The sequence below is a fragment of the Natrinema sp. HArc-T2 genome (assembly GCF_041821085.1).
Classification (GTDB): domain Archaea; phylum Halobacteriota; class Halobacteria; order Halobacteriales; family Natrialbaceae; genus Natrinema.
On record NZ_JBGUAZ010000002.1, the window covers coordinates 267,672 to 290,577 of the forward strand.

The 22,906-nt window shown below is 63.9% G+C and carries 26 protein-coding genes and 1 tRNA gene; 11 read left to right on the forward strand and 16 right to left on the reverse strand.

Annotation, left to right across the window (positions count from 1 at the left end):
- Positions 1 to 417 (forward strand): universal stress protein, encoded by a 417-nt coding sequence (locus ACERI1_RS05795; protein WP_373617126.1) that lies wholly within the window; start codon positions 1 to 3, stop codon positions 415 to 417.
- 43 nt (positions 418 to 460) lie between these two features.
- Here the strand turns inward: ACERI1_RS05795 and ACERI1_RS05800 are convergent, their stop codons facing one another.
- The 3 genes from ACERI1_RS05800 to ACERI1_RS05810 are packed head-to-tail and all read right to left on the reverse strand — an operon-like array spanning position 461 to position 2,396.
- The gene (locus tag ACERI1_RS05800; protein ID WP_373617127.1) at positions 461 to 1,120 is read right to left on the reverse strand and encodes an alpha/beta hydrolase; all 660 of its coding nucleotides are present in this window, start codon (positions 1,118 to 1,120) and stop codon (positions 461 to 463) included.
- The gene (locus ACERI1_RS05805) at positions 1,117 to 1,737 is read right to left on the reverse strand and encodes a VOC family protein (protein WP_373617128.1); all 621 of its coding nucleotides are present in this window, start codon (positions 1,735 to 1,737) and stop codon (positions 1,117 to 1,119) included. Before ACERI1_RS05805 ends, ACERI1_RS05800 begins: the two co-directional genes overlap by 4 nt.
- A gap of 50 nt (positions 1,738 to 1,787) precedes the next feature.
- Positions 1,788 to 2,396: an FAD-dependent oxidoreductase gene (locus ACERI1_RS05810; protein WP_373617129.1), complete on the reverse strand. Its 609-nt coding sequence runs from the start codon at positions 2,394 to 2,396 to the stop codon at positions 1,788 to 1,790.
- Positions 2,397 to 2,706: 310 nt separating this feature from the next.
- On the opposite strand from ACERI1_RS05810, the gene ACERI1_RS05815 reads away from it, so the two are divergent.
- Complete coding sequence (locus ACERI1_RS05815) at positions 2,707 to 3,816, forward strand: glutamate-cysteine ligase family protein (protein ID WP_373617130.1); 1,110 nt, start codon at positions 2,707 to 2,709, stop codon at positions 3,814 to 3,816.
- On the opposite strand, the gene ACERI1_RS05820 is transcribed toward ACERI1_RS05815, so the two are convergent.
- The 3 genes from ACERI1_RS05820 to ACERI1_RS05830 all read right to left on the reverse strand — a co-directional run bounded on the left by ACERI1_RS05820 (position 3,813) and on the right by ACERI1_RS05830 (position 5,192).
- Entirely contained in the window at positions 3,813 to 4,478 is a 666-nt protein-coding gene (locus ACERI1_RS05820; RefSeq protein WP_373617131.1) for a YIP1 family protein, read from the reverse strand. The two genes, ACERI1_RS05815 and ACERI1_RS05820, sit on opposite strands and share 4 nt — an antisense overlap.
- Before the next feature lie 170 nt (positions 4,479 to 4,648).
- Positions 4,649 to 4,723 (reverse strand) — tRNA-Arg (locus ACERI1_RS05825).
- 130 nt (positions 4,724 to 4,853) lie between these two features.
- Positions 4,854 to 5,192, reverse strand: coding sequence for a hypothetical protein (locus ACERI1_RS05830; protein ID WP_373617132.1), 339 nt, complete (start codon positions 5,190 to 5,192; stop codon positions 4,854 to 4,856).
- Positions 5,193 to 5,494: 302 nt separating this feature from the next.
- Between ACERI1_RS05830 and ACERI1_RS05835 the strand changes: the two genes are divergently transcribed.
- The 3 genes from ACERI1_RS05835 to ACERI1_RS05845 all read left to right on the forward strand — a co-directional run bounded on the left by ACERI1_RS05835 (position 5,495) and on the right by ACERI1_RS05845 (position 7,612).
- Positions 5,495 to 6,076: an AAA family ATPase gene (locus ACERI1_RS05835; protein ID WP_373617133.1), complete on the forward strand. Its 582-nt coding sequence runs from the start codon at positions 5,495 to 5,497 to the stop codon at positions 6,074 to 6,076.
- On the forward strand, positions 6,073 to 6,486 hold the full coding sequence (locus ACERI1_RS05840; protein ID WP_373617134.1) for an RNA-binding domain-containing protein: 414 nt from the start codon (positions 6,073 to 6,075) through the stop codon (positions 6,484 to 6,486). Before ACERI1_RS05835 ends, ACERI1_RS05840 begins: the two co-directional genes overlap by 4 nt.
- A gap of 175 nt (positions 6,487 to 6,661) precedes the next feature.
- Positions 6,662 to 7,612, forward strand: a complete 951-nt coding sequence (locus tag ACERI1_RS05845; RefSeq protein WP_373617135.1) for a CBS domain-containing protein — start codon at positions 6,662 to 6,664, stop codon at positions 7,610 to 7,612.
- Here the strand turns inward: ACERI1_RS05845 and ACERI1_RS05850 are convergent.
- Complete coding sequence (locus ACERI1_RS05850) at positions 7,609 to 8,601, reverse strand: hypothetical protein (RefSeq protein ID WP_373617136.1); 993 nt, start codon at positions 8,599 to 8,601, stop codon at positions 7,609 to 7,611. The genes ACERI1_RS05845 and ACERI1_RS05850 overlap by 4 nt on opposite strands.
- 108 nt (positions 8,602 to 8,709) lie before the next feature.
- Positions 8,710 to 10,101 carry a signal recognition particle protein Srp54 gene (locus tag ACERI1_RS05855; RefSeq protein WP_373617137.1) on the reverse strand — a complete coding sequence of 464 codons (1,392 nt, stop codon included), beginning with the start codon at positions 10,099 to 10,101 and terminating at the stop codon, positions 8,710 to 8,712.
- A 127-nt stretch (positions 10,102 to 10,228) separates the two neighbouring features.
- Here ACERI1_RS05855 and ACERI1_RS05860 point away from each other — a divergent pair, with 127 nt between their 5' ends.
- Both ACERI1_RS05860 and ACERI1_RS05865 read left to right on the forward strand, forming a co-directional pair.
- Positions 10,229 to 10,450: a type II toxin-antitoxin system HicB family antitoxin gene (locus ACERI1_RS05860; protein ID WP_373617138.1), complete on the forward strand. Its 222-nt coding sequence runs from the start codon at positions 10,229 to 10,231 to the stop codon at positions 10,448 to 10,450.
- A 161-nt stretch (positions 10,451 to 10,611) separates the two neighbouring features.
- A complete protein-coding gene (locus tag ACERI1_RS05865) occupies positions 10,612 to 12,045 on the forward strand; it encodes a dihydrolipoyl dehydrogenase (protein WP_373617139.1) in 1,434 nt (477 codons plus the stop codon).
- On the opposite strand, the gene ACERI1_RS05870 is transcribed toward ACERI1_RS05865, so the two are convergent.
- Complete coding sequence (locus tag ACERI1_RS05870; protein WP_373617140.1) at positions 12,042 to 12,842, reverse strand: sulfurtransferase; 801 nt, start codon at positions 12,840 to 12,842, stop codon at positions 12,042 to 12,044. The two genes, ACERI1_RS05865 and ACERI1_RS05870, sit on opposite strands and share 4 nt — an antisense overlap.
- A gap of 279 nt (positions 12,843 to 13,121) precedes the next feature.
- Between ACERI1_RS05870 and ACERI1_RS05875 the strand changes: the two genes are divergently transcribed.
- Together ACERI1_RS05875 and ACERI1_RS05880 are read left to right on the forward strand one after the other, a co-directional pair.
- Complete coding sequence (locus ACERI1_RS05875) at positions 13,122 to 13,979, forward strand: sulfurtransferase (protein WP_373617141.1); 858 nt, start codon at positions 13,122 to 13,124, stop codon at positions 13,977 to 13,979.
- Between the two features lie 120 nt (positions 13,980 to 14,099).
- Entirely contained in the window at positions 14,100 to 14,735 is a 636-nt protein-coding gene (locus tag ACERI1_RS05880) for a rubrerythrin family protein (RefSeq protein ID WP_373617142.1), read from the forward strand.
- Positions 14,736 to 14,867: 132 nt separating this feature from the next.
- Here the strand turns inward: ACERI1_RS05880 and ACERI1_RS05885 are convergent, their stop codons facing one another.
- From ACERI1_RS05885 to thiE, 5 genes are all read right to left on the reverse strand, one after another.
- On the reverse strand, positions 14,868 to 15,659 hold the full coding sequence (locus tag ACERI1_RS05885; RefSeq protein WP_373617143.1) for a DUF2182 domain-containing protein: 792 nt from the start codon (positions 15,657 to 15,659) through the stop codon (positions 14,868 to 14,870).
- A 32-nt stretch (positions 15,660 to 15,691) separates the two neighbouring features.
- The gene (locus tag ACERI1_RS05890; RefSeq protein ID WP_373617144.1) at positions 15,692 to 16,303 is read right to left on the reverse strand and encodes a DUF1326 domain-containing protein; all 612 of its coding nucleotides are present in this window, start codon (positions 16,301 to 16,303) and stop codon (positions 15,692 to 15,694) included.
- 210 nt (positions 16,304 to 16,513) lie between these two features.
- Positions 16,514 to 16,786, reverse strand: a complete 273-nt coding sequence (locus tag ACERI1_RS05895) for a hypothetical protein (RefSeq protein ID WP_373617145.1) — start codon at positions 16,784 to 16,786, stop codon at positions 16,514 to 16,516.
- A gap of 89 nt (positions 16,787 to 16,875) precedes the next feature.
- Positions 16,876 to 17,706: a hydroxyethylthiazole kinase gene (gene thiM, locus ACERI1_RS05900; RefSeq protein ID WP_373617146.1), complete on the reverse strand. Its 831-nt coding sequence runs from the start codon at positions 17,704 to 17,706 to the stop codon at positions 16,876 to 16,878.
- Positions 17,703 to 18,368, reverse strand: a complete 666-nt coding sequence (gene thiE, locus ACERI1_RS05905; RefSeq protein ID WP_373617147.1) for a thiamine phosphate synthase — start codon at positions 18,366 to 18,368, stop codon at positions 17,703 to 17,705. Before thiE ends, thiM begins: the two co-directional genes overlap by 4 nt.
- A gap of 125 nt (positions 18,369 to 18,493) precedes the next feature.
- On the opposite strand from thiE, the gene ACERI1_RS05910 reads away from it, so the two are divergent.
- Entirely contained in the window at positions 18,494 to 19,183 is a 690-nt protein-coding gene (locus ACERI1_RS05910) for a haloacid dehalogenase type II (protein WP_373617149.1), read from the forward strand.
- Between the two features lie 379 nt (positions 19,184 to 19,562).
- Positions 19,563 to 20,522 (forward strand): AEC family transporter, encoded by a 960-nt coding sequence (locus ACERI1_RS05915; RefSeq protein ID WP_373617150.1) that lies wholly within the window; start codon positions 19,563 to 19,565, stop codon positions 20,520 to 20,522.
- Between the two features lie 14 nt (positions 20,523 to 20,536).
- Here the strand turns inward: ACERI1_RS05915 and ACERI1_RS05920 are convergent, their stop codons facing one another.
- On the reverse strand, positions 20,537 to 21,166 hold the full coding sequence (locus tag ACERI1_RS05920; protein WP_373617151.1) for a hypothetical protein: 630 nt from the start codon (positions 21,164 to 21,166) through the stop codon (positions 20,537 to 20,539).
- Positions 21,167 to 21,250: 84 nt separating this feature from the next.
- A complete protein-coding gene (gene ftsY, locus ACERI1_RS05925) occupies positions 21,251 to 22,882 on the reverse strand; it encodes a signal recognition particle-docking protein FtsY (RefSeq protein ID WP_373617152.1) in 1,632 nt (543 codons plus the stop codon).
- Positions 22,883 to 22,906 lie beyond the last annotated feature (24 nt).

The following is a 22,906-nucleotide window of genomic DNA, read 5'->3' on the forward strand; positions in this document are numbered from 1 at the left end:
ATGGCAATACTCGTCGCGTACGATGGCTCCGCACCCGCACAGAAGGCAGTCGAACACGCGTTCACCACGTATCCCGACGAGGAGATCGTGTTGTTGCGCGTCATCGAAGCGGCGGACGGCTCCACGGGTGCCGGGATCATGGCCGCACAGGAAATGCTCCGAGACCGCGAAGAGAAAGTCTCCGAGGAACTCCCCGAAGAGATCGACGAGTTCGTCAGCGACCCCGACCTCGACTTTCGAACCGAAACAGCCGTCGGCAAGCCCGCACGCGAGGTCGTCCGCTTCGCCGAGGACAACGACATCGACCACATCATCATCGGCAGCCACGGTCGATCCGGCCTCTCGCGGGTCTTACTCGGCAGCGTCGCGGAAAAGATCGTCCGTCGTTCGCCTGTCCCGGTAACCGTCTTTCGCTGATCCGACGCTTCCGCTGACCTGACGCAGGTCTCGAGCGTAGTCGCTATCGGTCGTCGGTGAGGTCCGCAACCATTTCCGAGACGACCGCCATCTCGTCCTCGTTGATGCCGTGGCCCATCCCCTCGTAGAGACGTTTCGTCACGTCAGCGTCCATCGACTCGAAGACGGCAGCCGTCTCGTGGACCCGTTCTTCGGGAATATGGGGATCGACGTCGCTACAGCCCAGAAAGATCGGCGTCCCCTCGAGATCGCCGGGATACTCGTCGTCCAGTTCCTCGCCGATGAGCCCACCGCTGAGGGCGACCAATCCGCCGTAGCGGCGCGGGTTGCGCGCAAGGTATTCGCTGGCGAGACAGGCACCCTGCGAGAAGCCGACCAGCATGACCCGCTCGGTCGGGATGCCGGCGTCGTTCGCCTCGGCAATCGCGTCACTGATCGCCTGCAGCCCTGACGATCGGCCGGGCTCGTTTTGCTTGACGGGCGCGAGAAACGAGTTCGGATACCACGTCCGGCGGGCCGCCTGGGGGGCGAGGGCGGCGACGCCATCCTGCTGGACCTCCTCGGCCAACTGGATCATCCCGCGGGCGGTCGCGCCACGACCGTGGGTGAGGACGAGCGCCGCCTCGGCGTCCGCGAGGTCGGTCCCGCCGGTGACGAGTTGCTGGCCCTGATGGGGGCCGTCGCCGCGCCCGTCAGCGCTCATTCGAGACCACCGACGCCGGCGCTGGCGTCGGGCAGGTCGTGTTCGACGACCTCGAGCCCGACGGCCTCGATCGCACCGCGAAGGTGCTCGTCTTTGGCGTAGTCAGCCCCGTCTTCCTCGCGAAGTTCCTGGGCTTTCGCCAGCACTTCGCCCCGGCGGTCGTCGGGGATCTCGTATTTGTCCGTCGAGAGTTCGATCACGAGGCCGTTGTTGTCGCGGGTGTAGATCGAGTGGAAGATCCCCCGGTCGAAGACGTTGTAGCCGTGGCCGGCGTCCTCGAGTGCGTCCATCGTATCCTCGTACTCGTCGGGATCGATGCTGAAACAGAGGTGATGCACCGCGCCGACGCCGGCGCGCTGGCCGCGGGCGGACGGGCGGTCGTCGCTGACAAAGAAGGTCAAGATGCGGCCATCACCCGTATCGAAGAACAGGTGAGTTTGCGAGGGATCGTCGAGGTTCGGCTGGCGCAAGACCAGCGGCATCCCGAGTAGGTCCTGGTAGAACTCGATCGTGTCTTCTTCGTTGGATCCCCAGATGGTGATGTGGTCGGTCCCCGACGTGTGGACGGGGCTGTCGGGCAGTTCGTGCGTGACTGGAGTGGGTTCGTCGTGAGACATAGTAGGGTTGTGTGAGTCGGTTCGGTCGAATGGGTCGGCTGGTGTCGCGATTACTCCGCGACGTGCTCGCCGAAGACGCGCGCGGCGTCGTCGGGAACGTCGAAGTCGTGGTAGTGTTCTCCTTTTACCGTCGAGAGGATGTTGAGCGCCGCGGCAGCACCGTCGCCCACGGAGATGGCGGCCTGCCACTCCTCGGGGCGGACCATCGCGCCGGTCGCGTACGCGCCGTCGACGCTCGTCTCCATGTCGACGCCGACGTCGACGGTGTCGTCGTCAGAAAACGCACAGCCCAAGTCGTCGGCGAGGTCGCGGTTCGCGCCGGTCGCGAGCACGACGAAGTCGGCCTCGTATTCGCCGTCCTCGGTTTCGACGACGAAGCCGTCGCCGGACTCGCTGACCGCGGTCACTACCTCGTCCTGTCGGCGGTCGACGCCGAAGTCGTCGACCTGTTGGCGGGCCGTCGCCATGAACTCGCTGCCGCCGACCGAGCCGATCCCGAGGTAGTTGAACAGGTGGGCCTTGTGCATCCACGTCTCGTCGATGTCGAACACCGTCGTCTCGAGGCCGTTTTTCTCTGTGAACAGCGCCGCACTCAGTCCAGCAGGGCCGCCGCCGACAACGATCACCGATACGTCGTCCGGAGTGGTCTCGTCGCTCATCTGTAGTTACACAATGTTACTGCAGACGTATCAATCTAGCAGCGGCCCCGGAGCAACCACGTAACACTGGTGTCAGTGGCCCCGGAGATGCTCCGAGTGAGTGCTGGCAACAGCCATCACGACTTGCCGGTGCAGGCTCAACCCCTTCGCGTGGCTCGTGCATACCGCCACATCCCACAGGAGAACGACCGGCGGACGGGTCGACTGCCGTGCCTTCGGTACGGCCGTCGATCACCGACTGCCGGTCACCAGAGATGGCCCGGTGACGGATTGCTCGAGGGCCAGTCACTCCGCTCCAACGAAGACATCTATGAAAACCAGCCTCGAAGTGGAATACTGGGTCGTTGACGACGACGGCGAACTCGCCCCACCCGAGACACTGCTCGACGTCTCGGATCAGGTCGATCCTGAGTTCGTCGAGCCGATGCTCGAGATCAAGACAACCCCGTGTGAGTCGATGACCGAACTCCGCGAGGAGCTACGCGACCGGATCGGTCGCGTCGTCGACGCGGCACACGACCAGCACAAGCGGCTCGTCCCATTGGCGACACCGCTGTCCGCCTCGCCTGCCGACATCCCCTACCGCGAGAAGGACAGTACTGACCTCCAGCGACGGATCGTCGGGCCGACGTTCGACGACGCGCGGTTCTGTGCCGGGACACACGTCCACTTCGAACAATCGAACGTCGTCGACCAGCTCAACGCCCTGACCGCGATCGATCCGGCCTTCGCGCTCGTCAACAGCGCCGCACACTACCGCGGCGAACGCATCCTCGAGTGCGCCCGACCGTTCCTCTACCGTCGCTCGTGCTACGAGACCTGCCCCGAACAGGGCCAGCTCTGGCCCTACGTCGACAGCGTCGCCGAGTGGGAGCAGCGACTCGAAGATGCCTACAACTCGTTTCGGGAGCGTGCGCTGGAGCGTGGCGTCGACCGGGCTACCTTCGAAGCCGAATTCAGCCCCTACGACGCGGTCTGGAACCCGGTTCGACTGCGAACCGCGATGCCCACGGTCGAGTGGCGCTCGCCCGACACGGCCCTGCCGAGTCAGGTGCTGCAACTCGCAGGCGCAGTCCGATCGATCGTCTCGCAGGCCGACGCCAACGGAACAGTTGTCGACGACTCAGCGGCCATCGCTTCGGACGCAGCCGTCGACTCGAGAGGGGCCCGCGACCCGCTTTCCCTCCCCGCGTTCGACACCGTCGAGTCGGTCACCGACGCGGCCATCTACGATGGACTCGACGGCACGGGGGTCCAACGCTACCTGCGCGGACTCGGGTTCACGCCGTCGGCGTACGACCCCCTTGCCGACCGCATGCCCGACTCGCGGCTCACCGACCGGCAGGCACGGAACCTGCGACTCCGAGCCGCCGATCGGCTCGAAGCCGACCTCGAGCACCACCGCGTTCGAGTTACCTAAACCGGCCCGACGACGAGCACCGTCGGCACGGCGACGACGGCAAGTCCCTGTCGAAGCGTCAGCCCGCGAGCCGCGGTGATAGCATGGGCCCACAGATAGCCCGACCAGAGCGTACAGCCCACGCCGACGACGGTCGTCGCCGCGAACAACGGATCGAACCCGGGTGGCGACGCGTAGATCCGCGCCGGGGGCGTAACGCCGAGCCGCCAGATCTCGGTCGGCGTCGCCGGAAAGGCGACGAACAGCGCGACGAGTGTGACGCCGTTCGCGAGAAGCTGGGGAACGAACCCCCAGGCGACGAGACTGACAGTGCGGTCGAACCCGGATACGCTTGCGATCGGCCACGAGAGCAGGTAAAACAGCGCTGCGAACGCGATCCAGGCGACCAGCGGTAACACGAGCACCGCCCCGAGGAGAATCCCCACGGTTCCGGGGAGCGAAACCGCCCAGTCGGCCGTAACGTACTGAATCGGCGGAAACGCATCGAAGACCACCTCGTCGGGGATCACCGGCGATTCAAGCAACGAGAGCACCGGTGGAATCACCCCCAGACATACCGCGCCGGTCGCGATGAGCACGCCGACCGACTGCGAAAGTGCGGGCGCTTCGGCGTCGAAAAACGCCGCCGGATCGACGAGGAGTTGCCACACGCGACCGTCCATACGATCGTGTTGGTGGCCCGATTCTTGAGGGTTTGTGCTCGAGGACGACAAACAAGGGCCGGGCACGATGGGATTTGAACCACGCCGTCGGCTCGCTACGCTCGCCGCCGTCTAGTTCAAATCCATCTCAGTTCACTGTTCGCTCGTCACGTCCGTTCCTCGCAGAACAGCGGGCACGATGGGATTTGAACCCACGACCGTCGGATTAGAAGTCCGACGCTCTTTCCGGACTGAGCTACGTGCCCTCGAGTCAGCATCCACGATGGAACAGTATAAGCAATTGGGATTCCGGCGGCCAGTACCCGACGCGAGCGGGCGAATCGTCTGAAAAAGAGAACCAGATTACGAGCGCGTCACCGGTGTCGCTGACCGGCGTCAGAACTCGACCTCGGACTCGTCGTCGCTCTCGTTTTCGGTGACGGTGTCGCCGTCTGACTCGTTGCTCGAGTCGGTGTTTCCGTCGTCAGACTCGTTACCCAGTCCGTCGTCGGACTCGTTCCCGAGCCCACCGTCGTCAGATTCATTTCCAAGTCCACCGCCGTCGGACTCGTTTTCGTCGGCACCGAAGCCACCGGACCCGCCGGATCCATCGTTCGTTCCGCCCGACGTTTCGTCACTGGATTCACCGCTGTCCATACAACCTGCCACTGCAGCGACCAGTCCAGCGCCGACTCCGGCCGTGAACCGACGCCTGTCGATGATCTTGTCTGTCATGATACGGCACCTGTCTCTGTTCCTGACAGCCACATAACGGCGTATCTCCGTTTCAGCTATCAATCGGAGTTTGCTCGAATTATGCAGAGTTCGGACGGTTGAGCGAGATACGACCGTCGAACGCGTCGGTTCCACGTGAGAAATCGATCGATAGCGGACGCATAAGATACACCGAACCGGATTGCAACGCAGTAAAACCGGAGATAAAACCGTTGCAGCGACCCGGGAACGGCAGTCGCGGGCCACAATGGTGCGAGCGACGAACACAGCGTTTATGCACGTCTCGACGGTACGTTCCTCCGATGCACGTCATCGGAACGGTGGGACTGCCCGGCAGCGGGAAGGGCGAGGCCGCCACCGTCGCACGCGAAGACGGAATCCCGGTGGTGACGATGGGCGACGTCGTCCGCCAGGAGACGGCCGACCGCGGGCTCGATCCCGCGAAAGACCACGGGACGGTCGCACAGGCGCTGCGCGAGGAAAACGGCCCGACAGCGATCGCCGAGCGGTCGCTGCCGATGATCGAGGACCGCCTCGCGGACCACGACACGGTGCTGGTCGATGGCATCCGCTCGGACGTCGAGGTCGACGTCTTCGAAGACGAGTTCGGCGACGCGTTCACGCTGGTCAGCATCGAGGCTCCCTTCGAGGTTCGGGCCGAGCGGATCGACGACCGCGGCCGGGACGCAAGCGCCGCGGAGGGTGGCGAAGACCTAGCCACCCGCGACGAGCGCGAGCGCGGCTTCGGGATGGACGACGCGATGGACCGGGCTGACGTCGTCGTCGAGAACACCGACTCGCTCGAGGCGTTCCACGAGCAAATCCGCTCGCTCATCCGCGGAACCGACGACGAAAAACGTGCGGAGGCCGAAGCCGACCCATGAGCGAGATCTACCGCGTCGACGTCGAGATCACGGCACCGATCTACGACACCGAGGTTACGAGCCGCGTGATCGACGCCGTCGCGAATATCTTTCCCAACGCTGATATCGAAGAGGAGTTCGGCGAGGTCCGCGCCGAGGCCCACGCGATGGACCACTTCTCCGAGCTACTCCACCGCCAAGAGATTCTGGATACCGCCCGCGGCGAGTTCTTTGCGAACCGCGAGGGAGATACCTTCAGCTTCGCGCTGAAGAAGCAGGCCGCCTTCGAGGACCGCGTCAATTTCTCGGTTGGCGAGCCCGACGAGCTCGGCGAGATCGCCGTCCGCGTCCGGGTCGACGAGCCGAGCCTCGAGGAATTTATCGACCACATTGCGCCGCCGACCGAAGACGGGCGACCGGTCGACGCCTGATACGGTCTGCTGTCACTGGTTACCGGCGCACCCCAGCCCGTCATGCGGGTGCGCCGGAAATGACGTACAGTAGTCCGTCTGATTCGGTTCGACATCGGAAGGACATCTTGTAGCCCCGGTCGCACGACGAGAAGGGCACAATGACTGATGAGGTTCGACCACGTAGTGTCGTCAAATGTACGACACGATCCCAGTCACCGAGATCATGGTCGAGGACGTCGTCACCGCCCCGCCGGATGCGACCGCGACTGAGGCGGCGACGCTGTTGCGCGACGAGGGCGTCAGTTCGGTGATCGTGGCTCGAGACGGCGACCCCGTCGGCATCGTCACGGAAGGTGACTTCGCGACACAGTTGTGCGAACGGCGAGACCTCGGCCACGTCGAACTGTCGGCAGTCATGTCGACGCCGCTGACGACAGTCGAGTCGACCGCATCCATCGTCGATGCCGTCGAGTTGCTGCAGTCGTCGGACATCGAACACCTACCGGTCGTCGACGGTGGGAATACCGATGACCACGGCCCGCTCGTGGGGATCATCACGACGACGGAACTCTCCTATTACGTCCCACACCTGGCCCGCGAACGTGGCCGACCCGAGACCACACTGACACGCCGACAGGTCAGGACCGATACGAAATACGAGCGTGACGACTGGGCGTTCGAGTACCACAGTGCAGACGAGTCGACCGTCGCGGTCGGCGACACCGCTCGCTTCTCGAAGTCGATCACCGACGACGACGTCGAGGCCTTCGCGGACGTGACCGGCGACACCAATCGGCTCCACCTCGAGAACGACTACGCGGCTGAGACACGCTTCGGTGAGCGAATCGTCCACGGCGTCCTCGCAAACGGACTGATCAGCGCGGCACTCGCCCGACTTCCGGGGCTGACGATCTACCTCTCACAGGAGAGTAGTTTCCGTGCACCGTTACCGATCGGTGATCGTGCCACCGCAGTTTGCGAAGTCGTCGAAGACCTCGGGGGATCGAAGTACCGGATCGAGACCGTCGTGCTCGACGGCGACGACACGACGGTGCTCGAGGGGAGTGCAGTCGTTTTGATCGACGACCTCCCGCCGATCGCTGTCAACGAACGCGATGCGGCGACAACCGAATCGTCCGATTAGTCGGCACAGTTCCCGACCGCCTCGAGTTCGTCTTCGCCCTCGGACTGGTAGGTTCTGGCAGCCGGATCGCCGTCGGCTGCGGCGGCTGCCCCGTCCGCGAACGCCGTTGCCGCGTCGGCGAGATGGCGGTTCTGGCAGGTTGCCGTCTCGAAGTAGCCGGTAAGCCCGTCCGGGGCCTCGGTCTGGCCGGCCTCGAGTCGATCGAGCGATGTCGAAAACGTCGCCTCGGCGGTCTCGAAGGCGGCCTGTGCGGCCTCGTACTCGCCGTTATCGACGTGTGTCTGCCCACTCTCGAGTGCGCCGTATCCGTCGTCGGCGTCCAGGGTCGCGTCGTACGCACCCGCGAGCGTCTCCAGCGCAGTCACTGCATCGCCGAGCGCCGCCGCCCCGTCCTCGAGGTCGGCGAGTTTGACTCCGGAGAGTTCGGTGAGTCGGTCACTGTCGATATCCGCAATCGTCGCGTCCACCTGCTCGTAGCGTTGGCGTGCGTCGCCAAGTTTCGTGTAGCGAGTATCGATGATCTCGTTTGCTCGCTCGAGATCGCCGCTTTCCTCGAGTGTCGCATTGACGTGGTCGATGTCGTCGGCGATCGTCTCGTCGGTAACGGTCACGGTCACCGAAACGAGCCCGTCGAGGGCGTTCGCATACGAGCGCAGCGTTTCGATGTCTGCCGCGCGGTCATCGCCCAGTTCGGTTTCGGCCGTCTGGAGGTGATCGCGAGCCGTCTCGAGGTGGTCACGCGGTTCGGTCGGATCGAACTCGACTTCCTCGGGATTCTCGAGGCCTGTGAGTTCTTCGAGTGACTGTGCGGCCTTGTTCAGACTGCCTGCGGCGCGGTCGAGTGCGCGTTCACCCGTTCGATCGCTGACCGCGACGGTGGGTTCGTCCGACGATCCGGGAAGGCTACCGAGACAGCCGGAGAGTGACGCTATGAGGCCTGTGCTCACACCGGCCGCGCCGGTGCGGGCGAGATACTGCCGACGGTTCATTCTACGAGAAGGTTCGTCTAGAACGATATTAACGTAGTGGCAACAGAAACGTCGGTTTCGGTATGTGTTTCGGGAGCTGCTGTCGGTGGGAAAAGCGTCGGAAACCGATCAGAACGGGCCCATCCCGCCCATGCCACCACCGCCACCGCCGCCTTGCTGTTGCATCTGTTGCATCATGCGCTGCATCTCCTTGTCGGAGCCCATCCCCTGGAACTGCTTGATGGTCTTCTCCATCATCTTGTACTGCTCGAGCAGTTCTCGGACCTGCTCCTCGCTGGTGCCCGACCCGCGAGCGATGCGTTCGATCTGGCTCGCACCGATGGCCTTGGGATACTCCTTTTCGGCCTCGGTCATCGAGTCCATGATGACGCTGAACGTACGCATCCGCTGTTGCGTGACGTCCATCGCGTCGTCGGGTAACTGATCTTTGATCCCGCCGCCGAAGCCGGGGATCATGTCCATCACCTGGTCAAGCGGCCCCATGTTGTTCATCGCCTCCATCTGCTTTTGCATGTCGTTCAGGGTGAACTGCCCCTGCAACATGTCCTCGGGGTCCCAGTCGTCTTCCTCGATCTCGGTCTGCTCCATCGCGCGTTCGACGCGTTCGGCGAGCTGGCTGAGATCGCCCATCCCCAGCAGCCGCGAGATGAAGCCATCGGGCTCGAAACGCTCGATGTCCTGGACCTCCTCGCCGGTCCCGAGGAAGGCGATCGAGGAGTCGGTCTGATCGACCGCGGTCAGCGCACCGCCACCTTTCGCCGTCCCGTCGAGTTTCGTGATGACGACGCCGTCGATCCCGATCGACTCGTCGAACTGCTGGGCCTGATCCTTCGCACCCTGCCCGATCGCAGCGTCCAAGACGAGCAAAGAGGTGTCGGGCTCGACGACATCCTCGATGTCTTCGATCTCGTCGATCAGGTCGTCCTCGAGCGCGTGGCGACCCGCCGTGTCCACGATGTGGACGTCGGCTTCGCTGGTCTCCTCGAGGCCCTTGCGGGCGATCTCGACCGGATCGTCGTTGTCCGGGTTGCCGTAGAAGTCGACCTCGGCGCGACCGGCCATCTCCTCGGCCTGCTGGTAGGCACCGGGCCGGAAGGTGTCGGTCTGAATGACCGCCGGACGCAGCCCCTTCGTCGAGAACCACCAGGCCATCTTCGCGGCGGAGGTCGTCTTCCCCGACCCCTGCAGCCCTGCCAGCAGAATCGTCTGTTCCTCGAGGGGCAGTTCGGTCGACTCGCCGATGAGATCGACCAACTCCTCGTAGACGATGCGGAGGACGAAGTCCCGTGCCGGGGTGCCGGCGGGGGGTTCTTCCTCGAGTGCACGTTCTTTGATGCTGTCCGACAGCTCCATCACGAGCGAGACGTCGACGTCGGCGGAGAGCAGCGATCGCTGAATCTCCTTGACGATCTCCTCGATGTCTTCTTCGCTGAGTCGCGACTTCCCGCGGAGCTTGTCCAGGGTGCCCCGCAGAGAACTCCCGAGATCGTCGAGTACCATTTGCTCGGTCTACGGGGCGATGGCGTTAAAGGCTTTTTCTACAGCCGATACGAGTTGCCGGAGCGGCCATGACGAGAAGCCGAACCGCGTCGGTGAGTATTTCACCCGACCGCGACAACGCCCGCGTATGAGCTCCGACGCAGACGTAGACCCCTCCGAGTACGAGGCGCTCGCGGACGCGGACGTGACCATGCGCCAAAACGAGCACGGCCTCCACATCGCCGACGACGAGGTGACTGGCGTCTCGAGCCAGGGACAGACGCCCGAGGAGGCCATCGCAAACCTCGCGGCGGCGGTCGAGTCGTACAAGGAAGCGACCGCCGACGATCCGGGCGACGACTGGCTGTAGGTGCGGCCATCCCGACCATGTCATAGTGTGTGATACGGACTCCTGTCAGTCAGTTCCGGCGCATCCGCAACCGGTCATGCGGGTGCGCCGGTAACCAGTGACAGCAGACCGTATGAATCGCAGGCGCCCGTTTTACGCGACCGTCCGTGGACGATGCCGATATGGAGGCATACGACATCGTCGTACTCGGTGGCGGCTCGGGCAGTCAGGTCGCCACCGCAGGCGCCCAGCAGGGTCTTGAGACCGCCGTCGTCGAACCCGGACCACTCGGCGGCGCGTGTATCACACGTGGTTGCGTTCCCTCGAAGGCACTCATCCACCGTGCAGACGTGCTCGAGGAGGTACGGAGTGCCGAAGCGGTCGGCGTCGACGCACAGGCGACGGACGTCGACTACGACGAGATCACGTCCTCGATCCACGACACGGTCTACGAGCAGGCAGCGAACAAGGCCGCGAACCTGCGAGCCGGCGATAACGTCACTCTCTACCGCGGTGTGGGTCGATTCGTCGACGATCGCACGATCGAAATCGACCCGACCGACGAGACGACGAACACGGAGCGGATCCGCGGCGAGACGGTCATCATTGCCGTCGGCGGTCGACCAATGGAACCCCCGATCGACGGCCTCGAGGACATCGACTACCGCACGAGCGACGACGTGCTCTTCCTCGACGAACGACCCGACGAGCTGGTGATCGTCGGCGGCGGCTACATCGGTGCCGAACTGGGCTATTTTTTCGGCGCACTCGATGCCGACGTGTCGATCATCGGTCGGAGCGATCAACTCGTCCCCCGCGAGGACGACGATGTCAGCGCCGTCGTGACCGACTCACTCGAGACACACTGCGACGTGTATACGGGCTACGAGGCGGTCGCAGTCGACGAGGCAAACGGCAGTATCACCGTGACCGCTGAACCGACGGATGACGAGAGCGACGACACTGTCACCCTCGACGCCGACGAGCTGCTGATCGCGACCGGTCGGCAGCCGAACACTGACACGCTCGACCTCGAGGCGACGGGCGTCAAAACCGACGAAACGGGTGCCGTCGAGACTGACGAGTTCCTAAAGACAACCGCGGACGGGATCTGGGCGCTCGGCGACGCGATCGGTGCGCCGCCGTTCAAGCACGCCGCAGACTACGAAACCCGCATCGTCACCGAAAACGTTCTCGAGGAGAGCCAGCGGGCCGTCGACTACGAGGCGATGCCCCACGCGATATTCACCGATCCGCAGGTCGCCAGCGTGGGCCGGACGGAAGGCGGCCTTGAGGACGAGGGCCGCGAGTACGAGGGCGTCACCGTCCCGTACGGGGCTGCACCGCTCGGGATGATCCTGGCGGCCGACGACGGGTTCGTCAAGGCACTCGCTGGACCGGACGGCGAAATTCTGGGCTGTCACATCGTTGGTCCACAGGCATCGACGCTGCTGCACGAGGTAGTCGTCGCGATGGACGGCGGCGGCACCGTCGACGATGTCGTGGACCCGGTTCACGTCCACCCCGCGCTAAACGAGGTCGTCTACGCGGCGTTCGACGAACTGTCCGAGACGACCTACTCGACGGCGCCGGACTGGCGAGACGTGAGCGGTTAGTCGTCGACGGGGCCACTTTCGACCGCGCCGTCGTGTTCGAGCCACTCTGTGAGACTGCCCTCGTAGAAGTGGACATCCTCGTAGCCCAACGCCGTCAGAACCACGTAGGTGTGACTGATCCGGCGGGCGGTGTTGCAGTAGAGGACGATCTCGCGGTCGGGCGTGATTCCACGGTCGGCGAGCAGGTCCTCGAGGTCGGCCTCGGGTTTCAGCCGCCGGGACTGCTCGTCGACGACCTCGCGCCAGTCGAACCGCACGGCACCCGGCAGACGCGCCTCCTCGAATTCGTCTTGCTCGCGCGTGTCGACGAAGACGGCGTCACGCTCGAGGGCGTCCGCGACCGTGTCGTAGCCGACGAGCGGGCTTTCCTCTGGTTCAAGAGGGGCGGGTTCGTAGTTGGTCGGTTCGATCTCGGGCGTCTCGCTGGTCGTCTCGTGCTCGCGGTTCCAGGCGCTGAAATCGCCGTCGAGCAGCCGTACGTCGTCGTGGCCGTACTCGATAGCAGTGAGTACGAAGCGGGCAGCGAAGACGCCGTGGGTGTCGTCGTAGGCGACGATCGTGTCGTCCTCGCTGATACCTGCGTCGCCGAGCAGGTCGGCAAAGGCTGCGGAACCGGGTAAGGTGCCCCGGTCGACATCGCTGTCGTCGCGGTAGCTGTCGAACGGGACGCTCACTGCGCCCGGCAGGTGTCCGATCCCGTCGTACTCCCAGGCGTCTCTGACGTCGACGACGTGTACGGTCGGATCGTCCAGCCGCGTGGCGAGCCAGTCGGGGGACACGATAACGGATTCGTCCATGAGTCGGCCATACGTGGCGCAGATCCGTGTACGCACCGATATTACGGCGAGTGGCGGCTACCGAGACAGAGGCAATTTTTGCTTGTTCTGGAGGGCGATTCGATCGCTGTCACGCACGGTGCACTCGCGTGCGCCTCGAGGCCGCTGAATACAGGCCCCGTCCGAACACCCGCCAAGATCGACATGGAAAGCATCGGCAAGTGTTTCCGACACGGTCGACCGGTGTCCGAATTGACCGGTTAGGCAGTTCCTTTGTGTATCCCAGGTGTAGAGCTGTGTATGGCAAACGACTACGCTAACGACGCACTCGTCACGGCTGACTGGGTCGAGGAGCGCCTCGACGACTTCCAAGACGGCGATTCCGACCACCGACTCGTCGAAGTCGACGTCGACACGGAAGCCTACGACGAAGCACACGCCCCCGGCGCGATCGGCTTCAACTGGGAAACCCAGCTGCAAGACCAGACCACCCGCGACATTCTCACGAAAGCGGATTTCGAGGACCTGCTGGGCAGCCACGGCATCAGCGAGGACGACACGGTCGTCCTCTACGGCGACAACGCAAACTGGTTCGCCGCCTACGCCTACTGGCAGTTCAAGTACTACGGCCACGAGGACGTCTATCTGCTCGACGGCGGTCGCGAATACTGGCTCGAGAACGACTATCCGACCACCGACAAGGTACCCGAGTTCTCCGAAACCGAATACGACGCCGCCGGGCCGCGCGAGACCATTCGCGCCTACCGCGACGACGTCGAGAAGGCGATCGAACGCGGCGTCCCCCTCGTCGACGTCCGCTCGCCCGAGGAGTACTCCGGCGAAGTGCTGGCCCCGCCAGGACTCCAGGAGACCGCACAGCGTGGCGGCCACATCCCCGGCGCGAAGAACATCTCGTGGGCCGCCGTCACCAACGACGACGGCACTTTCAAAACGCGCGAGGAACTCGAGGACCTCTACGCGGAGGAAGGCATTACGGGTAGCGAGACGACCGTCGCCTACTGCCGCATCGGCGAGCGCTCGTCGGTCGCGTGGTTCGCGCTGCACGAGCTGCTCGGCTACGAGGACGCCGTCAACTACGACGGCTCCTGGACCGAGTGGGGCAACCTCGTCAGCGCACCGATCGAGAAAGGCAACTAAACCGCGCGCTGACGGAGCCGTTTTCCCCATCCCCGCGTATCGACGGCTATCGCCAGCGTAGACGGCTTTTGCATGCATCGTCACGATAGACCTAACTCGAGCCCTCACGAAGCATTCGCTATGACTGATCCAGAAACGTTCGTCGAAACCGTTAGTGATGAGAACCAGACCGCGCTCTCGCGGCTTGGCTCCTCGAAGTCGCTTTACGCCGACACCGGCGGCGACATCGACACCGAGCCGGTCCTCGAGGCGACCACCGACGCCGAGTACGCTGCTTGGCAGACGTTCAGCGCGTGGGCCGACGACGAGAGCGACGACGAGGCACAGGCAGCCTTCGAGACCACAGCCGAGGAGGAACAGAGCCACTACGAGACCGTCGACGAGAAACTCGCCGACGGCGACTACGAACCACAGGAGACGCCACAGCTCCACGAGTACCTGCGCGAGCGCGCCGACACTGTCGACCGTGTCGGCGCGCTCGTCGGTCGCATCCTCGCGAGCCAGCGGTCGAAAAACCAGGTCGTCGGCTACTTCGTCGGCGACGCCGACCCCCAGACAGCCAGCCTGTTCCGCGAGTTCGGCGCGGACTTAGATGACCAGCTTGAACGCGCGAAATCGCTGCTCGAGACGGTCTGTGAGACCGACGAGGACTGGAACCGGGCCGAAGACGCGGCAGCGGGCGCGATCGAGGCCGCCTACGACGAGTACGTCGAGTCGCTCGAGGCAATGGGAGCGAACCCCAAGCCGGTCTGCTGACTCCCCTCGCTCGACGGCGTCCGTTTTCGAGCTGTCGCCACCGTACGTGGGCGGCGAAAGCGACTGCCGTCGAGTTCTACCAGTAGTGTGATCCGGCACCGCCGTGTGCGTGCTTCTGCTCTCGAGCGGTGGTTAGATTATCGCGATCGCGACGATGGACACCCCGGCAGTGCCAGCGAGGAGGCCGACCGCACGTGCCAGGCGCTCACCCCACGCAACTGTCCGTTCGAGCGAGAGTACCACCGCGATGAGCGCCATCCAGACGATGTTCATCGAGCCCACGATCACCATAAACGCGAACAGCGCCCAACAGCAGCCCACGCAGAAGACGCTGAACTGCCAACTCATCCGGACAGCACCCCGAACCCCTGGCTGGTGGTGACTCATAAGGAACCCGAGCGGTGAGCGGCAATATCGGAGACATCGATGTTTGTACGGGGACAACTGGTAACCCGACAGGAGCACCAGCGTTCCGCCCATCAAGAGCCCCCCGTGGGCGGTCGCGAGACTGGCAACCGGGACGAACGCGTTGACGACAAGCGGGACGATCCCCGTCAGTGTCCAGACGAGTGCGTATGTCCCGAGAAACGCTCCGCATCGCGCTACTTTCCCAGTAGTCGTCGTTCCCTCGAGCGTCTCAGCGTACAGTCGGAAGAGCGGGACCGATGAGGGATACATCATGGCAACCATCATCACGCCCCACATGAACAGGTACAGGCTGATCCCCCACACCCCGTTCGAGAGAGCCATCGCCTCAGGCGCCCCCGGATCAGACATCTGCATGTCCGTCCTCCCACCGGGCATCGGCAGCCAGCGACCGATGATCGCCGCCCACGCAAGGAGCGCAATCACATAGGTGACGAGCGCGACAATCGGGACCCGCCGATGGGTGATCGTATCGTGGAGAGAGTCATATGCACCCATAACTGATCGTCTGGATTGCTGGATAGCCGGCGTCAGGCGTTTGCCAACTCGAAATCACCGAGGTAGGCGTTATTTCCCGAGACATCCCACGTGAACCGATCGTCGTAGGAGACGGTGGCAGTCGTCGACTTCCCGGTCTGTACCTCGTGGTCGTTCGTCAGCGGGTGTGGAGAGATCGTGCCAACCTCCTCGTTAAACCCGACTGCGCCATTCGCGTCCATTTCGAGGACGTCCTCGATCTCGACGGAGAAGTCCGTACCATCCCGTGAGAAGGTAATCGGAACGGTCGCCATCTCGGCAGATCTGACGTGCGTGTCAGCGACGGGCGCCCAGATCCCGCCTGCGCGACCGAAGTAGATGTCCTCGATGGCCTCGCGCTGGTCATCATCTGCCTCCTCGTCGACGAGGAGCACGACATCCCACTTCGTCTCCGGAGCAAACATGACGCCCTCATCGGTCGAGATGAGCATGCCAACGTCCATTCCACTCAGGTCGACGTCGCCGTAGTTTCCCTCCTCGATGTGCCACGCCAGCGAGACAGTACAGATATCATCGTCCGGTGACTCCAGCCACACGCACTGGCATGCGACATCGCAGTTGCAGGCTTCGACGTAATCCCCCTTGATGGTCCATTCTTGTGTCATTGGCAGACAACCATGTAATACGACATCATGTACCACGATAAAGCTATCAATGGTATCTATAACCGTCCAACAACCACTATACAGTATTCTAATAAAGGCATAAAATAAATTGTTGTGTGGTTTTCTGAAATCGCAGGAGCCGCCTGCCACGGCGTATTCGACGGTGAAACAGGCCACGTGGTCCGTGTGCGAACCCGCCGCTCGAGCGCCCTACACGCCCTCAACCGTCTCCCGGAACGCGCTGATCGACTCGAGCGCGTCCTCGAGGTTCGTCGCGACGGCACCGCCCTCGTCGTCCGCGATGTCGTTCAGGATGTGTTCGTGGCGTGCGAGCTGGCCGTGGTCTGGACCGCGGTCGGCATCGGCGTAGTCGTCGACCGTCGCTGCCTGATTCTGGAGTCGGTCCTGTGTCTCGTCGTCGGCTGCAGCGTCGGCTGCCTGTCGGATCGATTCGGCCGCGTTCTCGAGTTCGTCTCGACTCATACAACTCGCTTCGTCCGCGGGTGTCAAAACAGTTTCAATAGCTGTCGGCTCGAGGGAACGCTGCCTGAAGTGAGATTAAGTCCTCGCGCTCAGAGCACCTGCTCGAGTTGCTCCTCGAGATCGAACTCGGCGACAGCCTCGGCCGTCATGTCGGCAACGGCGTCACGGAAGTTCGTCCGGTAGCTGCCCGGCCCCATATGATCCATCTCGGCCGCCCGCTGGCCGGCAAGTCCAAAGGCGAGCGTGCCGTGGACGGCAGCAGTATGGGCGTCCTCGAGGGCGCCACAGAAGGTCGCGACGGTCGCACCGAGCATACAGCCGGTGCCGACGACCTCGCCGAGCATCTCGTGGCCGGCGGCGAGTCGGACGGCACCGTCGGCATCCGCGACGACGTCGTCGACGCCCGAGGCGACGACGAGCGCATCGGTCGACTCGGCGAGCGAACTGGCCGTCCGCTCGATGTCTTCGTAGTCGCCGACGGACTCGACGCCCTTGACCTCAGCTTCGACACCCGTGAGGGCGGCGATTTCGCCGTAGTTGCCCTTGATAGCGGTGAACTCGATCTCGGAGAGGAGGCTTTCGGCGACCGCCTCGCGCGAGGGCGTCGACCCGACGCCGACCGGATCGAGGACGACCGGAATGTCGCGCTCGTTTGCCTTTCGCCCGGCTTCGTGCATCGCCTCGACGCGGCTCTCCGGTATCTGACCGGTGTTTATCAGGAGGGCGCTCGCGAGATTGGCCATTTCGCCAGCGTCACCGGGCGAGTCGGCCATCACTGGTAGCCCACCCCAGTGGAGGCTCACGTTCGCGACGTCGTTGATCGTCACCGTGTTGGTCAGCGACTGGACGAGCGGTTCGGTCTCGCGAACCGTCCGGATCGAATTCGCGAGGGCAGCGGCGTCGATATCGGTTACACTCATCGTCCGTGTTCTCCGGTAGCAACTGACTTTGTCGTTTCGATGACATCGGCGAGCGCCTCGGTCGCGGCGCGGGGCCGTGAGGCTGCCGTAATCTCGCTGATGACGGCGACGCTGGACGCACCCGCCTCGACGACTTCCCCCGCGTTGTCGACCGTAATGCCGCCGATGCCGACGATCGGAATCGAGACCGCGTCGGTGATGGCAGCGATCCGCGCCGGGCCGACGCCGTCGTTCTCGTCGTCGACATCCTTCGAGGAAGTGCCGTAGACGGCTCCGACGCCAAGGTAGTCCGCCCCATCGGCTGCCGCTTTGCGAGCGGCGGCGACTGTCGACGTCGAACAGCCGACGATCGCATCCGGCCCGAGCATGTCACGGGCAGTCGCGACCGGGAGATCCGACTGGCCGACGTGGACGCCGTCGGCGTCAATCGCCTGTGCGATATCGAGTCGGTCGTTGACGATCAGGTCGACGCCCGCCTCGGCCGTGAGTTCGCGCAGTTCGTGACCGAGTTCGTACCGGGAACGGGCACTCGTCTCCTTTTCGCGCAACTGGACGGCGTCGATCCCACCGTCGATGGCCGCACGAACGATCTCCGGGGTCGTCCGATCACCCGACAACGACGCCTGCGTGACGAGGTACGTCCGCCAGTTCGATGGATTCACGGGAGATACCAGTCGGTAGTCGTACTAAGCGGCTTCGGTCGCTTCGGCACGCAGACTCTCGTTCGACCGGTTTGCCGGCGGAACGAACGGGCCACGTTCTTGTCACTCCCCCACATACTCCCGCCATGGCATTCGATCCCGACCGCGTCACGACGATCACGTTCGACTCCTACAGCACGCTCGTCGACGTCGATGCGACCGCAGCCGCGCTCACAGAGCACGCCGACATCGACGACCCGACATCGGTCTCGCAGACGTGGCGGGAACGCTCGATGCAGTATACGCTCGTCGCGAACCACCTCGAGGAGTACGAGACGTTCTACGAGATCAACCGGGACGCGCTCGCGTACGCACTCGCAGCCCACGGACTCGACGTGCCCGCCGACGACCGCGAGGCGATCCTCGAAGTGTACCACGAACTCGAGGTCTTCGACGACGTTCGCGAGAGCATCGAACGGCTACACGAGGCCGGCTACGACACCTATGTGCTCTCGAACGGCAACCCGGAGATGCTCGACTCGATGGTCGACCACGCCGGGATCGAGGACCTCGTCGTCGACACGATCAGCGCCGACGAACTCGAGACGTTCAAACCCGATTCAGATCTCTACCGCCACGCCGCCGATCGCACGGGAACGCCGATCGACGAACTCGCCCACGTCTCGGCGCTGTGGTTCGACGTGCAGGGAGCGATCCACGCCGGCATGCAAGGCGTCTGGCTCGACCGGAAATCGACGCCGTGGGAGCCCTTCGGCCCGGAACCAGATCTGATTACCGAGGGGATCGCAGAGTTGGCAGACCGGCTAGAGCGTTGAACAGTGCGTCGATCAATCGCAACTGGTGTGCGATCGGCAGTTCGAATCGCGGCTAATACTGCCGGACGAAACGGTTCATCCCTCGGTCGCACTCGAGACGCGATCGAGTATTCACTGACTGTTGTCCGGTAGTATGAAAGGCACCGCTGGGCAATCGAAATCACTCGAGAATGACCGGTCTCCCGTCATAGCTTCATTTTGTCGCCAGAAGCACTTAAAAAGACGAGCGGTGAGAGACGACGATGTCGGACGATCCCGCAATCGGAAGCCCCATAGCGGACGCAGGAAGTATCTGCCTCCGTAATGCAGAGAGCGATCGTCGCACGATCGAGGAACCCTTCGAACCGAACGCCCCAACCCGGACGACAAGCACGAACAGATGGCTGATCTGGTGGCCATCTTCGGATCCGCAGTCGGACCGATCATCGCCATCGCGGGCGTCGGCTACGTACTCGCGACCGTCAAGGAGATCGATCCGGAGCCGCTGAACACGGCCGTCGTCTACGTACTGGCACCCGCACTGGTCTTTCACAGCCTCGCCACCACACAACTCGAGGCGGCGACGCTGCTTCGCGTCACAGTCGGGATCGTCGCGTTCACCGCAGTGATGTGGGGGATCGCCGAGCTCGTCGGGCGCGCCGTCGGCGAGGAAGAGCCGGCGCTGAGCGCATTGGTACTGGTCGCGATCTTCTGTAACTCGGGGAACCTCGGCATTCCTGTCTCCGATTTCGCGTTCGGCGACCTCGGACGCGGGACGGCCGTCCTCTTTCTCTCGATCCAGTCGGTGTTGATGTACACCGTCGGCGTCTACCTCGCCTCCCGAAGCAGCGGGTCGGCCGGGTTCGCGGGCGTCCGCCGGGTGTTCTACATTCCGCTGGTCTACGCCGTCGGCGCGGCGCTGCTCGCGCGGACACTGGATCTGGTCCCACCCGAGGAGACGGCGGCGATGGAGACGCTCCAACTCGTCGGCGACGCCGCGATCCCGCTCATGTTGCTCATTCTGGGAATCCAGCTCGCACGCACCGACACCGCCGCGGCGGTCTCGCGGGCCTGGCCCGCGACGGCGCTCAAGATGGGTGTTGCACCAATCGTCGGCCTCGGGATCGCGCTCGCGCTGGGCTTTCAGCAGCCGACCGTCGCGCGCGTGTTCGTCCTCGAGACTGCGATGCCCGCCGCGGTGACGCCGCTCATTCTCGTCATCGAGTTCGCCGGTAGCGCCCGCACCGAGGGGGTGCTCGTCTCCGAATACGTCTCGACGTGTGTGTTCCTGACGACACTGCTTTCGATCCCGTCGCTGACACTCCTCATTGCGATCTTACAGTCCGGCGTCGTTATCTGACCACGCCAGCCTTTTCAACCGAAGCAGGCCACGAGCTCGCCGTGCGTTCGCGGATCTGGTTTGAACGACAGTTCGTCGGCGACGCCGTTGTATTGTGCCCGAAGAACGACGTGCTCGTCGACGTAGTAGACGGTGTGGACGTCCCACTGGTCACGCGGGCCGGTAGCTGACTGTTGGGTCCCCAGCCGGAGATCGTAGCGGATCGCCACCAGGATCGCCGGCTTCGACGACGAGCCGAGCGTCCTCGTTCGGTAGTCCGTCCGTCGGAGTTCGAACGCTCGTGTCGTCGTACCGTACCGGGCGAGAAATTCGTTCTGCCGATACGCACGCTCGAACTCGGTGACGTACGCGACCGGCTCGTCGTCGCTGGGAGACGAGCCGGTCGATCGGTCGCGAGTCGCGGCGGGGCCCATCGTCGATGGCGGTGCTGGATACGGTTTGGGCGCGAGTGCATCGTCGTTGGTCGGTGCAGTCGGCTCGGGACGTGTGACCGAACTGCACTCGTACCAGTCGGCGGATACGGTTCCGGACTCGAGTGGCGGTGTGTCCGTGGCGTTCGATGCGTACTCGAAACCGCCCGTCGCAACCGCCACCGTCGCCGACACCGACGTGAGGAGTGCACGTCGAGAGCGAGGGCGGTTCATACATCAATATTTCAGACTCACAATAAGTGTCTTCTGAAAGAGTGTTCAGCCGAGAGACTGATACGACGATCGCCAGTCGGCGAGCTACTCGTCGCCTAGGAGCCGGTCGAGCATCTCTTCGGGGTCGAACCGCTCCAAGTCGTCGTAGCCCTGCCCGACGCCGAGGAACAGGATCGGCTTTCCGGTGACGTGTGCGATCGAAATCGCCGCCCCGCCGTTGGAGTCGGCGTCCGCTTTCGTCAGGATTGCGCCGTCGATCTCGGCTGCATCGTTGAACTCGCGGGCGCGGTTGACCGCGTCCTGTCCGGCGACAGCCTCGTCGACGAACAGCGTCATGTCCGGCCCGACGACGCGGTCGATCTTCTCGAGTTGGTCCATCAGCCCCTCGTCGGTGTGGAGTCGACCCGCCGTATCACCGAGGACGATGTCGATGTCGTTGGCCTCGGCGTACTCGACGGCGTCGTACAGCACCGCGGCGGGATCGCCGCCCTGTTCGTGACTGATACACTTCGTATCCAGCGCGTCGGCGTGTTCCTGAATCTGCTCGTTGGCCCCGGCACGGTAAGTGTCGCCGTTGGCCATCACCGTCGAGTAGCCGCGTTCCTCGAAGTAGCGGCTCAGCTTGGCGATCGTCGTCGTCTTGCCGACGCCGTTGACGCCGGTGAAGACGAGGGTGACCGGCTTGTCCTCGATGGCGATCCGTTCGTTGAAATCGAACTGACCGACGCTGATCACGTCGTAGATCGCATCGTGCAAGGCCTCCTCGACGACCTCGCCAGTCGAGGTCGTAAACGTCCGCGTCTCGCCGATCAGTTCGTCGCGGATGTTGTCAAGGATCTCCTCGGCGACGCCCATCTCCACGTCGCTCGAGAGCAACGCCATCTCGAGTTCGTGCAAGGGCCCCTCGAGGTCCTCCTCTTCGATGACGAACTTCCCTTTGACGAGGGATTTGGCCTTCGCACCGAAGCCGGTTCTGCGACCGGTCGCGGCGTCAGCGTCGGGTTCTTCCTCGTCGGTGTCCGCGTCGACGGTCGACTTCTCGTCGACCTGCTGGTCGCGGTCGTCGACCGCCTCGGTCGGTTCGGCGGACGACGGTGTGTCGGGTTGGTCCTCGTCGGGAGCCACCGCGTCAGCGTCCGTATCCGATTCCACGTCGTCAGCGTCGGCATCGGCATCTGTGTCGTCGCTGGAGCCACCGAAGAGGGAACGGGCCTTGGCACCGATGCCGAGCCCGCCACCGCTGTCTTCCTCGGCGGCTTCGTCTTCCAGTTCCTCGGCGGCTTCGTCTTCCAGTTCCTCGGCGACTTCGCCTTCCGGTTCATCGGCGACTGCCGCTGTCTCTGCCGGTTCGTCACCAGCAGTCTCCGAGACCGAATCAGCGTCGTCGGCCTCGAGACGATCGCGGTCGGAATCGGTTGTCGGCTCCTGGCCGGCAGATCCAGCCGCGCCACCAGCTGCGGGCTCGGTCGTCGCTGGCTCTGACGCCGGCTCTGGCTCTGTCTCGGTCGTAACCGCTGCCGGGTCGGCTGTCTCGTCGGCCCCCGATTCAGGGGTAGTATCGGTGGCTTCCGCAGCGTCGGACTCCGTCTCCGACTCGACGTCCTCGAGTGCTTCCTCCTCGAGATCCGCTTCGTCGACGTCCTCGACGTTCTCTTCAGCGGCTTCTTCAGCGCTGTCGCGGAAGCTTCCGAGCTTCTCTTTCAGGTTATCGAACATAGGTATCGAGTGAAGGCCGCCGCG